Source organism: Clostridia bacterium, assembly GCA_012840125.1.
Lineage (GTDB): Bacteria > Bacillota > DULZ01 > DULZ01 > DULZ01 > DULZ01.
In genome coordinates, this window is record DULZ01000092.1 from 41,536 (window position 1) to 55,454 (window position 13,919).

The window sequence follows — 13,919 nt, forward strand, 5'->3', positions numbered from 1 at the left end:
CTTGGTGCTGGCTTTGCATATAGAGTTGGCAAGTGAGAAATGAGGTGAACACGCTGATCGGGCAAATAGTAGGTAATCGCTATGAGATTGAAGAGCGGCTCGGCGGCGGCGGGATGGCCGTTGTTTACAAAGCGAAAGACCGTTTGCTGTCACGGGCTGTCACCGTTAAGATTTTGCGGGACCAGTTTGCCAATGACCGGGAAGTGGTGCGGCGCTTCTTAAAAGAGGCCCAGTCGGTAGCCAAGTTGTCCCATCCGAATATCGTCAGTATTTACGATGTGGGCCAGGACCAGGGGCTTTATTACCTGGTGATGGAGTACGTGGAAGGATGTACCCTTAAAGATGTCATCCAGACAAAAGGCCGGTTGGATCCTTTGGAGGCCATCGAATATGCCCTGCAGATTTGCGATGCCCTTCAACATGCCCACGACAGCAACATCATCCATAGAGACATCAAGCCGCAGAATATCTTGATTACGAAAAAGGGGCAGGCTAAAGTCACCGATTTCGGTATTGCCAAAGCGGCAACCAACGCTACCATGACTTATTCGGGCAGCAGTATCCTCGGGACGGTCCAGTACATCTCGCCGGAACAAGCCAGGGGTGACCTGGTGACCGTTCATACGGATATCTATTCCGCCGGGATCGTGCTGTATGAAATGCTGACAGGTAGACTGCCTTTTGAAGGGGATACGGCCATCAGCATCGCTATCAAACATATCCAGATGGAATACCCGGCGGCCTCGCAAATTGTACCGGATCTGCCCGGAGAGTTGGAGGCTGTTTTGGCCAAAGCTCTGGCCAAGAAGCCGGAAGAACGTTTTGCCAGCGCCTTAGACATGAAGCGGGCACTGGAAGAGGTGCGAGACAAGCTGGGGCAAGGTTTGTCCCAGACTGTGGTGTTACCGAGGGTCACCCGAAAAACCGGCGATGAAGGGGCAAGGGAGCGGCCCAAGAGCAGGCGGCCAAGGCTGGTCAGCTGGGTGCTCTTCCTGCTGGCCTTGACTTTGTTGGCTGCGGGTTCGGTTTATTTCGGCATCAATCGATACCTGGCCGTCAGCGAAGTGGAGGTGCCTGACGTCACCAACATCCCGTTGAGGGAAGCGGAAAGGATCCTTTTTGAGCACGGGTTAAATTGGGAGATCGGCATGAGCCGTCATGATGATCAGGTGCCGCCGGATTACGTGCTGGCCCAGAGGCCGGCGGCCGGAGAAAAGATCAAAAAGACGAGAGCGGTAGTCTTAGATGTGAGCCTAGGTCCTAATATGGGCAGGATTCCCGATGTGATCGGTTTGAGCCAGCGAGAAGCCAGGGTGGAAATCGCTAATGCGGGTTTTAAGGTGGCGCAGGATGTGGGGGAAAGCTATTCGGACGTAGTTCCGGAGGGGCATGTTTTGGATCAGGAACCCGGGCCCAATGCCGAGGTACCTCTGGGCACCGAAGTAATCCTGACCATCAGCCTCGGTCCCCAACCTCGCTATATTACCATGCCTGATTTAGTAGGGAAAACCCTGGCGGAGGCCACGGAAATCCTGGAGCAGAATTACTTGGAATTTGAAGTGCATCAGGAAACGAGTCATGAGTACTTTTCCGGTTACGTGACCGGCCAGGATATACCGCCCGGGGAGCAGGTACTGCAAAGAACAACCGTTAATTTAACGGTCAGCCTTGGGCCGGGGCCTGCGGCCAAGACAGCCACCATCCAAGTGTGGGTTCAGGATGACGGGGAACAGCACCGGATCAAGGTGGTCATCGAGGATCAAACGGGCCTCCGGGAAGCTTATAACGCTGTGCATGACCCGAACGACTTCATCAGCATTGAAGTACCCTATTACGGCCAAGGAAAGGCACAAGTCTATGAGGATGACGTTTTGATTCAAGAAACGGCATTACAGTAGGGGGGTAGTATGCTAGAGGGAATTATTATCAAAGGCTACAGCGGATTCTATTATGTCCAAGCCGGGAGCGAAGTCTGGGAGTGTACCTTGAGGGGCAAGTACCGGGTGAAAAACCAGGACTTCCTGGTGGGTGACCGGGTTTTGATTAGGCCGGTCAGCGACCGGAAAGGGGTCATTGAAAAAGTATTTGAGCGCAAGAACCAGTTGGTGAGACCCCCGGTGGCCAACGTGGAACAAGTCATCATCGTGATGTCCGTGGACAGTCCACCGCCGGATCTGATGCTCTTGGATCGCCTGCTGGTTGTTGCCGAGTTTCACGGCCTGGCTGTGGTCATCGTTTTCAACAAGGCCGACCTGGTCGCCCCGGCTGCCATGGACAAGTATCGTTCCGTCTATGAGGGCATAGGCTATCCGGTCATATTGAGCAGTGCGAGGACCTTGGCCGGTGTTGATGCCCTGAGGGAACGCCTGAAAGATAGAATATCCGTTTTAGCCGGGCCATCCGGGGTAGGTAAATCCAGCCTGTTAAATGCCGTGCAGCCCGGACTGTCTCTCAAAACCGGTGATGTGAGCCATAAAACCAAGCGCGGCCGTCATACCACCCGCCATGTGGAATTGTTAAGGCTGGCGGATGGCGGGTTTGTAGCCGATACCCCCGGCTTCAGCCGTTTGAACCTGACTGGCATGACCAGGGAAGAGTTAGCCGGTTATTTTCCGGAACTGGCAAGGTTGGAGGGCAGCTGCCGGTTTTCCAGCTGCTTGCACCATACGGAACCCGACTGCGCCGTGCGGGGTGCCTTGGATGCCGGATTGATCGACAGCGGTCGCTATCATCATTACCTGTACCTATTGGAAGAAGTTATTTCAAACGAGAGGAGATATTAAGATGGTGAAGCTGGCTCCATCCATCTTGAGCGCCGACTTCAGCTGTTTGAAGTCGGAGATGGAAAAAGTGGAAAGGTGCGGTGTGGAGATGCTGCACCTGGACGTCATGGATGGACACTTTGTACCGAATATTACCTTTGGGCCCGGTGTGGTCCGGGCGCTGCGCCCGCATTCCAACATGGTCTTTGATGTGCATTTGATGATCGAACGACCGGAACAATATATCAAAGATTTTGCCCAAGCCGGTGCGGATTATCTTACCGTGCATGCGGAAGCTACCTACCACCTGCACCGGGTTTTGGCGCAAATCCGGGAGCAGGGGGTTAAGCCGGCGGTGGCTATTAATCCGGCGACGCCCTTGTCAGCCATTGAATGGGTGTTGCCGATGGTGGACATGGTGCTAATCATGAGCGTCAACCCGGGTTTCGGCGGCCAAAAATTCATTCCGGAGGTAATTCCGAAAATCAGGGCGCTGAAAGCAGTGCTAGAGGAAAAGAAGCTAAAGATCCCAATTCAAGTGGATGGAGGTATCGGTCCGGAAACTGCTCCTTTAGTGGTGCAGGCGGGAGCGGAAATCCTGGTCGCCGGTTCCGCCGTTTTTGGCCAGCCGGATGTGGGCCAGGCCATTGAGAGGATTTTGGCATCCCTGCCTTGACACCGGGTGGTGTAAATGCTATATTAAGAATAAAAATAATACAATATGGTTCCTTCGGGGATAGGTGGAATTCCTTACCGGCGGTAAAGCCCGCGAGCCGCACGGCGGTTGATCTGGTGAAATTCCAGAGCCGACAGTGAAAGTCTGGATGGGAGAAGGAGCGAAAATCACAGTGTCCTGTGCTGTGATTCCGTCTGCTTTTTTCAACCCCGGAGGTATGCGCCGGGGTTTTGGTTTTGTATCCGGGGGCCATATTGGGGAACAGGAGGAGAAAGATGCCGGTCAAAAGAATGGTGCAAGTAGGTTTCCTGTCTGCGGTGGGTTTTTTACTGATGTTTACCTTGGAGTTTCCCCTGCCTTTCCTGCCGCCCTTTTTGAAGTATGATCCCAGTGAGGTCCCTGCTTTGATTGCAGCTTTTGCTTACGGTCCATGGGTCGGTGTGCTGGTGGAACTAATCAAAAACGTGGTGTTCTTTGTTTCCGGGAAAGCCACTTCGGGCATCATCGGGTTTCTGGGCGCTTCCATCGCCGGGTGTACGTATGTGTTGGTGGCGGGAAGTGTTTACGATCACTGGCGCACCAAGACCGGGGCGCTGGTCAGCCTGGTGGCGGGCTCCCTGGCCCTGGTGGCGGTCATGTCCCTGGCCAACTACTTCATCCTGCTGCCTTTATGGGGTATTCCTGCCGAGGAAGTAGGGGGACTGATCATCTCGGCCGTTGTTCCTTTTAATGCCGTGAAAGGATTCTTAAGCGGGTGTATTTCCTTTGTGGTTTATAAGCGAGTACGGGTGTTCTTAGGAGAAACCGTCGACCGGGAAGTGATCAAAAAAACTTCCGAAATCACGGCGGGCAAATAGAACAAGGAGGGTAAGCATACTTGATTCTCATTACCAGCGATACCCACGGCGACCTGGCCGCCTGGGAAGGAGTTATGAACAAATATCAAAAGGACCTGAAACTCATTCTCCATGCCGGTGATGTGCTGTACCACGGTCCCAGGAATCCCCTCACGCCCGGGTATGCACCCCAGGCCCTGGCCGATTCAATGCGGCAGCTGCCCGTGCCCCTTCTGATTGCCCAGGGGAATTGTGATAGCCAGGTGGATGAGATGGTGCTGGAGCTGCCCCTGGCCAGTGAGTACATCGTGACCATCATCGCAGGGAAAAAGGTTTTGCTGCATCACGGGCATCGCCTGGATGAAGGGACCGTGCAGCGGTTATGCCGGCAGTGGGCCATTGACCTTTGCATTCAAGGACATACCCATGTGCCGGTGTTGACCCGGATTGATAACACCGTTTTCCTTAATCCGGGGAGTCCTTCCCTGCCGAAACAAGGGAAGGAAGGCACCATTGGGCTGTGGGAAGGAGAGACGATTTCTCTCGTTGCCTGGCAGGCAGGTCAGGTGGTGGCGCAAATCAAACTGGAATAATAAAATAAAAAAGACCCCTTCATCGCGGGTCTTTTTTCAATGTATGCCGCTTTAGATTGCCCTTTTTACTCTGCCGGAACGAAGGCACCGGGTGCAGACATGGATCCTGCGAGGACTGCCGTTGACGATGGCGCGGACCCTTTTGATATTGGGTGCCCAAGTCCTTTTTGTTTTAATATTTGAGTGGCTGGCTTGATGACCAGATATGACTTGTTTACCACATACAGCGCATTTAGCCATTTTATCCACCTCCTTGGTAGCCTGAACCTCCTAACAAACAAACCTTTGCTTATTTTAGCAGAAAGCATGGGATTGTGCAAGGCTGTCCCTTGTTTAATGAGGTTAAATTGAAAATTTTATCCTTCAGCAGGGTTTGTTCTTGCAGATGTGGAAAAAATATTTTAGAAATGTTGTGGTAATCTCGTCAGACCGGTGATGCGCCAGTTGACTCGGGGGAAGGGTTTCCGGTATTGATAAATAATACGCTGCTTGGGAGGGTTGCCGGTGATTACGAAGGACATGACTTTAATGGAATTGATGCAGCGTTTTCCCCAGACACAGCAATACCTTAAGTCGATCAACATGCATTGCAGCAGCTGTATGGGAGCCGTGAACGAGACCATTGAAATGGCTGCCAGACAACACGGGATGGATGTGGATGAGCTGCTGGCGGAATTGAACCGCTTGGTGCGAGAGGATTAGTGGGTGTCGGCGGTTTGAAAGGGGGTAGTGGATTGTGGCTTCAGTACAACAGAATGAATACGGCAAGATCTTTATTTCCGATCAGGTAATTGCCAGCATCGCAGGGTGGGCAGCCCTGGAGAGTTACGGCTTGGTAGGAATGGCTGCGAAAAACATTCAGGATGGTATTGGCCAGCTTTTGGGGAAGGATTCGTTGGCCAAAGGCATCACCGTCGATACCCGTAGCGGCAACCTGGTGATCGATGTCTATGTGGTGGTCAGCTATGGCATCAAGATTTCCGAAGTAGCGCAAAACGCCATGGAAAAGGTGCGCTACGCGGTGGAAAAGGCCACCGGTCTAACGGTCAGTGCGGTGAATATCATTGTCCAAGGAGTAAAGGTCATGGACTGAGGAGGTAGCCGGGTTTGCAATATGGGATCTTGAGCGTCGAACAGCTGAGGCAGGCCTTTCACGGGGCCAAAGCTGTTTTAGGGGCGAATAAAGCATACGTCGATTCACTGAATGTATTCCCGGTACCCGATGGGGATACCGGTACCAACATGCACTTAACCCTGTCGGCGGCGGTCCGGGAAATGGATAGCCGGGATACAGATAACGTTACGGCCTTGCTGCAGGCCCTTTCCAGCGGTGCTTTAATGGGCGCCAGGGGAAATTCGGGGGTCATTCTTTCTCAATTGTTTCGCGGCTTTTACCAGGGGGCGGAAAAAGGCGAGTTTGACAGCCGCAGTCTCGCCAACGCTTTCCGGAAAGCGGCGGAGGTAGCCTACCGGTCCGTTATCAAGCCGGTGGAAGGGACGATGTTGACCGTTGCCAGGGCTTGTGCCGAAGGGGCCCAGCAAAAGGCCGGTGAAGGAGGAGACTGTTTGGCCGTTTTGGAAACGGCTTTGTCTCATGCTGAAGAGGCATTGAAAAACACACCACGATTACTCCCGGTACTGGCGGAAGCGGGGGTGGTAGATGCCGGCGGGCAAGGGCTGGTGTTTATTATCCGCGGCATGATCGCCGGCCTTAAAGGTGAAGTCGGGCCGGGGGAGGATGCGGGTGTTGCCGGGCAGGTGCCGGCAGCCACGGCTACAACCTCTCCTATTAATCTCACTTATCGCTACTGCACCGAATTAATTATCAAGGGACAGGGGCTGAACGGCGAGGGGTTGAAAAAAGAGCTGCTGGAGTTAGGGGACAGCCTCCTGGTGGTCGGTGACGAGCACATGCTGAAAGTGCACATTCATACTAATCGTCCCGGGCTGGTCCTGGAAAAGGCCGTTGAGCTAGGCACCTTATTTGATATTAAAATTGACAATATGGAGGAACAACACCGGGAGAGCAAGTTTTTTGAAGAGCCGGCGCCGCCAAGGCCCTTGAAGGAAATGGCCGTCGTGGCCGTTACCGTGGGTGAAGGGCTGACTACCATTTTACAAAGCTTGGGGGTCGATGTGGTGATTCCCGGTGGACAAACCATGAATCCCAGTACCGAGGATTTACTGGCCGGCATTAGAGAAGCGGGCGCAAGGCAAGTGATTGTACTGCCCAACAACAAGAATATTTTCCTGGCGGCAGAGCAAGCAAAAACCCTGGCGGAACAGGAAGGGATCCAGGCAGCCGTTATACCGGCACGGAATTTCCCCCAAAGTGTAGCGGCTATGCTGTCTTACCACCAGGAGGAGTCTTTGGAAGATAACCGGCAGCGGATGACGGAAGCGCTGGATACGGTGAGGACGGGGGAAATCACCTTTGCGGTGCGGGATTCCCAGTATAACGGGTTCAACATCAACAGGGGGGAGATTCTGGGGCTGGCTGACGGCGAAATCGTAGCCAAAGGAGAGAAAATTGACGAGGTGGCCCTGCATCTCCTGGAGCAGTTGGGAGCAGGAGAATACGAACTCCTCAGCGTTTATTTCGGGCAGGATGTGACTGAAGAGGATGCTGCCGTACTTCAGGAAACCATTCAAGATAGATTTCCTCAACTAGAGATAGAAATGCACAATGGAGGACAGCCCTTGTATTACTATATCTTCGGTTTAGAATAAGGTGGTCGCAGGTGGCAAGTACAGTGCCAACCAATTTGAGCCTGCCGGTGGAGCGGTTGGCCGGCGTGGGTGCAAGAAGGGCCCAATTACTAAGGCAGCTGGGTATCGCCACAGTGGAGGATTTATTCTATCATTTTCCTATCCGCTATGAAGACCGCAGCCGGATCATCCCCTTGCGGGACGTGGCCGGCGGGCAGCAGGGAACCTACTGGGGTGTGGTCCGTGAGGTGCAGGAACTGAGGCCGAGGCCCAAATTGTCGATCCTTAAAGCCTTGCTGGATGACGGTACCGGGCAGGCCTATGCCGTGTGGTTCAACCAGACTTATCTTAAACGCCTGCTGACTGCCGGCACGAAGTTGACCGTTTACGGCCGCGGTGTGGCGCGGCCCATGGAAAAGACCATCGTCGTAGGGGATTTCGAGATTGTACCGCCGGCGGAGGAAGTGGAGGTAGGACAAGGGATCCTTCCCGTATACCCTTTAACGAAAGGGCTGACCCAGCGGTTTATCCGCCAACTGGTGCAGCAGGCCCTGGATAAGTACGCCGGCGAGATGCCCGACATTTTACCGGACAGGATCAGGGAATTCTATCGCTTGACCGGCAAAGCTGAGGCTCTTAGGCAGATCCATTGTCCTAAGAGCATTTCTGCTGCTGAAAGAGGGAGAAAAACCATCGCCTATGAAGAGCTGCTCCTCTGGCAACTGGGACTGTTGAGAGATAAAGCGGTGGCCGGGCAGGAAGAGGGCATTGCCCATACCCAATCAGGGCCCCTGGTAAGAAAATTCCTGGCTCATTTGCCCTTTTCCCTGACTAGGGCCCAGCAAAGGGTGATGGAAGAAATCTTTCACGATATGGAACAGCCCGTCCCCATGTCCCGCCTGCTGCAGGGAGACGTGGGTTCCGGCAAAACAGTGGTGGCCGTCCTGGCTTTGCTGAAAGCTATTGATAACGGCTATCAAGGGGCCTTGATGGTTCCGACGGAAATACTGGCAGAGCAGCATTATCTTAACTTTAAGCATTATATGGGTTCCTTGGGTATTAAGATAGCCCTGGCCACCAGCAGCCTGGTCAGGGAGGAGAAGGAAAAACTAAAGCACGGCTTGGCCGCCGGAGAAATCCAGCTGGTGGTAGGGACCCATGCCCTCATTCAGGAGGATATTGCTTTTGCCGATTTGGGGCTGGTGGTGATTGATGAGCAGCACCGTTTCGGCGTTGCGCAAAGAGGGAAATTGCTGGCTAAAGGGCAGAAAAAGCCGGATCTCTTGATTATGACGGCCACACCCATCCCGCGGACCCTGGCCTTAACTTTTTACGGTGATTTGGATTTTTCCGTCATTGATGAGCTTCCTCCCGGGCGGCAGCCGGTCGTCACCAGGTATGTGCCGGAAAAGAAACGGGAGCAAGCCTATGCTTTCATCCGGCAGCAGTTGGAGCGGGGCAAACAAGCTTATATCGTCTGTCCTCTCATCGATGAGTCGGAGAAAATCTCCGCAGAGGCTGCCACCACTTTATATGAAGAACTGCGCAGGGGTGCTTTTCACCGGTATCGCCTGGGGCTGGTGCACGGCAGGATGCCCGGTCCCCAGAAAGAGCAGGTGATGGATGGTTTTCGTCGCGGCGAGTTAGATGTATTGGTGGCGACGACGGTGATTGAGGTTGGTGTGGATGTCTCTAATGCCACCGTGATTTTAATTACCGGTTGCGAGCGGTTTGGCCTGGCCCAGCTGCATCAATTGCGCGGCCGAGTGGGCCGCGGTCGGGACCAATCCTACTGCTTGTTGATGGGCAACCTGGCCGGCAAAGAGGCCAAGAGCAGGGTCAAAGCCATGCTGCAATACGCCGACGGTTTTGCCCTGGCGGAGGAAGACTTGAAGCTCAGGGGCCCCGGCGACTTTTTCGGGGTGCGGCAGCACGGCATGCCGCAATTTAAAGCGGCGGACCTCTTACGGGATCACCGGATCATGCAGTTGGCCCAGCGGGATGCCCGGCATATCGTCAGTCATAAACACAAAGCGGAATACCGGCAGCTGCTGGCCTTTGTGCAAGAACACTATCGGGAATTCTTGCCTTAACGTTTCAAAGCTATGCTGCAAAGCATAGTCTTTTTTATTTTGGTAAAGCTAAAGGTGGATTATAGTTTCAAAAGAAGGAGGTAACGGTCTTGCGGGAACCGAAAAACAAGCAAAATTATCCAAACAAGAGAAAAGAAGGTTACTTCCCGGGCACGGATGAAAGGACCGGCCCATTTGATGCGGATTTTGATGATTACAGCGATTATGAGGAAACGCTGGAGTTCTTGAAGACAGGCAAAACTTTGGGTGGGCGCAGGTTCAAGTAGTTTCTTTCCTTGAAGGTACAAGTCAGGCAAATACTACTAGGGGCATGACAGCATAAAAGTAACCTGGAGAGCCATAATAAGACTACAAGAGCAAAGGAGGTGAAACTAGGATGGCATCCGGACAAAGAAGCAACACAATCGTAGTTCCTCAAGCTCGTCAAGCTATGGACCAGTTGAAGTATGAAACTGCGCAAGAGATCGGCCTCCCGAACTACAGGGGCTATCTCGGAGACATTCCTTCCCGCCTGAACGGTGCAGTCGGTGGTAACATGGTTCGTAAGATGATCCAAGCTTACCAGAGCTCTGTTGCTAACCAAACCCCCGGGGGCGGGCAGCAGTAACAAAAGTGAATAACATTTTATCATAGCGAGCCTGCGGGCTCGCTTCGTTTTGCCCCCGGGAAAACAATTCCTTACTGCAGGTATAAAGCATAATCCTGCGGGTTGATTGCCACGTGCAGTGCTTGGTTGAGACCGGAAGCTACGACCTTGGTAGTGCGGGTAATCAACTCATCTATTTCCTTGGGAGTAACGGTAAGGCTGGTACCGAAAGAACCCAGCACTTGCTGAATGGATTTTTCCATGTTGTCCTGAGTGATGGATGGCTCCAGGGCCGGGTTGTTCTCCATTAAGCTGCCGAAGAGCTGAAAGGCCAGTACCAGGGCGTTGACCACGGTGGGGATCCCGACGGCGATGACCGGCACGCCCATGGTTTGCTGGTTGATGCCTTTCCTCTGGTTGCGGATGCCGGAACCGGGCGATATGCCCGTACTGGCCAGCTGGATGGTGCTGGCAATCCGGTCCACATTTCCTGCGGCCAGGGCATCGACGGCGATGACCAGTTTAGGTTGTACCTTTTCGATGACACCTTGAATAATCTCGGCCGTTTCGATGCCGGTGATACCCAGCACCCCCGGGGCCAGGGCGCACACGGGACGAAGCCCGCCGGTCAGCTCTTTTGGAGCCAGTTGAAACATATGCCTGGTCACCAGCATGGTGTTAACCACTTTCGGCCCTAAAGCATCGGGTGTAGCGTTCCAGTTACCCAGTCCTACCACCAGGATAGGGTCGGCGGGAGTGATATTAAAGCCCGCTATCATGTTTTTCAACGCATCGGCAAAAACCCTGGCGATGTTTTTATGGGCGTCCCAGTTATTGTGGCGCAATTCGCCGGATTCAATGGTAACATAGGTGCCTTTGGGACGGCCCATGGATTGTTCTCCTTCCTCATTGAGGATGGTGATGGTCGTGACTGTACCGTGGGAAAACCGTGCCTGTTCGTGCCTTACGCCGTGAATCTCCTGCCCCGTACTACCCCGCAGCAGGTCATGGGCCTCTACGGCTAAGTCCATGTAAGGAGTCAAGTGTTGCGGCAATCGATAGTTGTTCAATGTCTTCACCTCAACTTTTGTCATTTTCATATTTTCCCAAGGCAGCCATTTCTATTCCTATAGAGGAATTGTTTTTGCAGGTATATAATGGTATAATCTTGCTGAGGTGAAGACGCCATGAAAGTACGCTGCTCCATTTGCGGTCGTGAGCAGGAAATCTCGAAAATACATAAAGATTACCAGAGGCTGGCCAGGGATCCCCAAGCTGCTTTTGTATGCAATTTGTGTACCAACCGGGTGCAGTACCAGGCCAGGGAGGCGCAAAAACCGTTACGGCCTGTTTGATTTTAGAGTGACCAGGGCGTCTACGGCTGTTACGCCTTGTCCTTGTTCCCCCACGATTAAGGGATTGATTTCCAGTTCCTCGATGATCCCTTCTAAGTCCAGGGCCAGGCGGCTGAGTTTCACTAGCATGTCGATAAGGGCATCCATATCCGCCGGTCCCAAATTGCGGAAGGACTTTAGTACGGGGAAGCTCTTCAGCCTTGCCAGCAAAGCTTCCGCTTCATACCTGGCCAGGGGAGGAACGGCGGACACAAAATCCCGCAATACTTCGACAAAAATGCCGCCCATGCCGGCAATCAGGACGTTGCCAAAGGTAACGTCGTTTTTTATGCCCAGAATCATTTCTCTTCCCGGCGGGACCATCTCCGCTACCAGTACCCCGTCAATTTGGGCCTGGGGCGCCTTGGTCTTCACCTGCTGCATGATTTGTTCGTAAGCGGCCAAGACCTCCTCCCGGGTGTTCAGGTTGAGGCGGACACCGCCCACTTCCGTCTTGTGCAGGATGTCAGGCGATAGTATTTTCAGGGCCACCGGGAAGCCCGTTTGTTCCGCCAGCCTGGCTGCTTCCTCGGCGGAACGGGCCGCCGCCTCCCGGGTCACGGGGATGTCGTAGAGCTTAAGGAGTTCTTTTGCTTCTAGTTCTGTCAGCTGCCGGCGCCCGATCTTGGCTAGAAACTGTCGCCCTGTACCGGTGCCGGTGGCCTGGACCGGTGTATCCTGCTGCTTGTATCGGATATACTGCCGGTGCCGTTCGGCATAGTTGGCCAGGGCGGCCAGGGCTCTTACCCCGTGTTCCACTTGCAGGGCATTGGGTAAACCGGCCTGCTTCATTAATGCCTGGGTCAGGGCGTGGGCTTGGTCATCATGACTCCAGCCAATGCACATCATGGGCTTGTCGGAAGCCAGGTACGCTGCTTCGAGCTGCTGGATGACGTGCCCGGCGCCTTCCCCTGCCACGTTAAAGTACAACAGCAGCAAGTCGATGTTGGGATCCTGGAGGACGGCATCCAGGGCTTGTTTTAAGAGCCCTTCTTCCACCATGGCCTGGGAAGTCAAGTCCACCGGGTTATTGACTGTGACAAAAGACGGCAGAATGCTTTCCAATGCCCGGCGCGTGGCGGGGGATAACTGGGCCACTTCCAAGCCGGCCTCTACACACAGATCCGCTAGATAAACGCTGCCTCCACCTGAGGTGGATAGGATACCGATGCGCTTGCCCCGGGGAAATTTCCGGTCGGCAAACAAATGCAATAATGGAAAAATCTCCTCAATTCCTGTGATGCGGATAATCCCTTTTTGATCAAAGAAGCCTTGATAGATATCGTCATTACCCACCATGGAACCGGTGTGGGATTGGGCCGCTTGAGCGGCAGCCTGGTGTTTGCCTACCTTCAGGATAATCAATGGTACTCCCTTAGCCAGCGCGGCATCGGCTATTTGGCAGAACTCCTTCCCGTTTCTGACCCCTTCCAGGTATGCCCCGATGGCTTTGACATCGGTGCAGTGAATCATGTAGTTGAGAAAATCGGTAAAGCTTAAATCAGCTTCGTTCCCGGTGCTTACCAGGATCTGGGCGCCCAGGCCCTGTTTTTGCGCTTCCGAATAAGTAATGGTGCCAAACCCGCCGCTTTGGCTGATAAAAGCATATGCGTTTTCTTTCACTACTTTTTCCGGATGATGGCTGACGGCAAAATTCGCCATGACCTTGGCCGGGGCATTGACGATGCCCAGGCAGTTTGGACCGGCAAACCTGATGTTGCCCCTCCGGGCCACGCCGAGCAGCTCTTCCTGCAGCTTCTTGCCTGCAGGTCCTATTTCAGCAAAGCCGGAGGTAAATATGATGGCTGTCTTGACACCGGTATCAACACATTCCTGCATCACCGCCAGGATGTCCCTGGCGGGTACCGAGATGATGGCCAGGTCTATGCTGTCATTGATAGCGGTTAGACTGGGATAGCACTTAAGCCCATGGATCTCTTGATAACGCGGGTTAACCGGGTAAAGACGGCCCCCATACCCGGCAGAGAGCAAGGAGATCAGAGGTTGGCCGCCCGGTTTTAACGGATTGGCTGAAGCTCCGACAATGGCAATGCTCTGGGGATTGAACAAATGGTCGAGTTGCTGTACGTCCATAATGTTCCTCCTTGTAGCACAATTTTGACATGAATAACTATTCAGCATTATCCGGGAATTTCCTGCCGCAAGGAGAAAACTGTCGAAAAAACAAAAAAGCACCGCTTGACGGCGGTGCCGGTTGACGTTGCCCTACAGGCGCTAGGTACCTTTTGACGCCTGTAGGGACTGGGAGA

15 protein-coding genes and 1 riboswitch are annotated in these 13,919 nt (G+C 53.6%); of the genes, 12 read left to right on the plus strand and 3 right to left on the minus strand.

The window, feature by feature from the left end; all coding sequences use genetic code 11:
• Positions 1 to 44 precede the first annotated feature (44 nt).
• The 5 genes from pknB to yfcE all read left to right on the plus strand — a co-directional run bounded on the left by pknB (position 45) and on the right by yfcE (position 4,867).
• Positions 45 to 1,898, plus strand: a complete 1,854-nt coding sequence (pknB, locus tag GXX34_10650; GenBank protein HHW07962.1) for a Stk1 family PASTA domain-containing Ser/Thr kinase — start codon at positions 45 to 47, stop codon at positions 1,896 to 1,898.
• 9 nt (positions 1,899 to 1,907) lie between these two features.
• Positions 1,908 to 2,783, plus strand: a complete 876-nt coding sequence (gene rsgA / locus GXX34_10655; GenBank protein HHW07963.1) for a ribosome small subunit-dependent GTPase A — start codon at positions 1,908 to 1,910, stop codon at positions 2,781 to 2,783.
• A 1-nt stretch (position 2,784) separates the two neighbouring features.
• On the plus strand, positions 2,785 to 3,438 hold the full coding sequence (locus GXX34_10660; protein HHW07964.1) for a ribulose-phosphate 3-epimerase: 654 nt from the start codon (positions 2,785 to 2,787) through the stop codon (positions 3,436 to 3,438).
• Positions 3,439 to 3,484: 46 nt separating this feature from the next.
• A riboswitch (FMN riboswitch) is annotated at positions 3,485 to 3,602 on the plus strand.
• A 111-nt stretch (positions 3,603 to 3,713) separates the two neighbouring features.
• On the plus strand, positions 3,714 to 4,295 hold the full coding sequence (locus tag GXX34_10665; GenBank protein ID HHW07965.1) for an ECF transporter S component: 582 nt from the start codon (positions 3,714 to 3,716) through the stop codon (positions 4,293 to 4,295).
• Between the two features lie 20 nt (positions 4,296 to 4,315).
• A complete protein-coding gene (yfcE, locus tag GXX34_10670) occupies positions 4,316 to 4,867 on the plus strand; it encodes a phosphodiesterase (protein ID HHW07966.1) in 552 nt (183 codons plus the stop codon).
• A 51-nt stretch (positions 4,868 to 4,918) separates the two neighbouring features.
• On the opposite strand, the gene GXX34_10675 is transcribed toward yfcE, so the two are convergent.
• On the minus strand, positions 4,919 to 5,107 hold the full coding sequence (locus GXX34_10675) for a 50S ribosomal protein L28 (GenBank protein HHW07967.1): 189 nt from the start codon (positions 5,105 to 5,107) through the stop codon (positions 4,919 to 4,921).
• Between the two features lie 264 nt (positions 5,108 to 5,371).
• Here GXX34_10675 and GXX34_10680 point away from each other — a divergent pair, with 264 nt between their 5' ends.
• From GXX34_10680 to GXX34_10705, 6 genes are all read left to right on the plus strand, one after another.
• Entirely contained in the window at positions 5,372 to 5,569 is a 198-nt protein-coding gene (locus GXX34_10680) for a DUF1858 domain-containing protein (protein HHW07968.1), read from the plus strand.
• 31 nt (positions 5,570 to 5,600) lie between these two features.
• On the plus strand, positions 5,601 to 5,960 hold the full coding sequence (locus GXX34_10685) for an Asp23/Gls24 family envelope stress response protein (protein HHW07969.1): 360 nt from the start codon (positions 5,601 to 5,603) through the stop codon (positions 5,958 to 5,960).
• A 14-nt stretch (positions 5,961 to 5,974) separates the two neighbouring features.
• On the plus strand, positions 5,975 to 7,597 hold the full coding sequence (locus GXX34_10690) for a DAK2 domain-containing protein (GenBank protein ID HHW07970.1): 1,623 nt from the start codon (positions 5,975 to 5,977) through the stop codon (positions 7,595 to 7,597).
• 23 nt (positions 7,598 to 7,620) lie between these two features.
• Positions 7,621 to 9,669 carry an ATP-dependent DNA helicase RecG gene (recG, locus tag GXX34_10695; GenBank protein HHW07971.1) on the plus strand — a complete coding sequence of 683 codons (2,049 nt, stop codon included), beginning with the start codon at positions 7,621 to 7,623 and terminating at the stop codon, positions 9,667 to 9,669.
• Between the two features lie 89 nt (positions 9,670 to 9,758).
• Complete coding sequence (locus GXX34_10700; protein HHW07972.1) at positions 9,759 to 9,935, plus strand: hypothetical protein; 177 nt, start codon at positions 9,759 to 9,761, stop codon at positions 9,933 to 9,935.
• 110 nt (positions 9,936 to 10,045) lie between these two features.
• Positions 10,046 to 10,276 carry an alpha/beta-type small acid-soluble spore protein gene (locus GXX34_10705; protein ID HHW07973.1) on the plus strand — a complete coding sequence of 77 codons (231 nt, stop codon included), beginning with the start codon at positions 10,046 to 10,048 and terminating at the stop codon, positions 10,274 to 10,276.
• A gap of 71 nt (positions 10,277 to 10,347) precedes the next feature.
• Here the strand turns inward: GXX34_10705 and GXX34_10710 are convergent, their stop codons facing one another.
• A complete protein-coding gene (locus tag GXX34_10710; protein HHW07974.1) occupies positions 10,348 to 11,349 on the minus strand; it encodes a GPR endopeptidase in 1,002 nt (333 codons plus the stop codon).
• 93 nt (positions 11,350 to 11,442) lie between these two features.
• On the opposite strand from GXX34_10710, the gene GXX34_10715 reads away from it, so the two are divergent.
• Positions 11,443 to 11,610, plus strand: a complete 168-nt coding sequence (locus tag GXX34_10715; GenBank protein ID HHW07975.1) for a DUF2197 domain-containing protein — start codon at positions 11,443 to 11,445, stop codon at positions 11,608 to 11,610.
• On the opposite strand, the gene GXX34_10720 is transcribed toward GXX34_10715, so the two are convergent.
• The gene (locus GXX34_10720; GenBank protein ID HHW07976.1) at positions 11,596 to 13,743 is read right to left on the minus strand and encodes an acetate--CoA ligase family protein; all 2,148 of its coding nucleotides are present in this window, start codon (positions 13,741 to 13,743) and stop codon (positions 11,596 to 11,598) included. The genes GXX34_10715 and GXX34_10720 overlap by 15 nt on opposite strands.
• Positions 13,744 to 13,919: the final 176 nt, after the last annotated feature.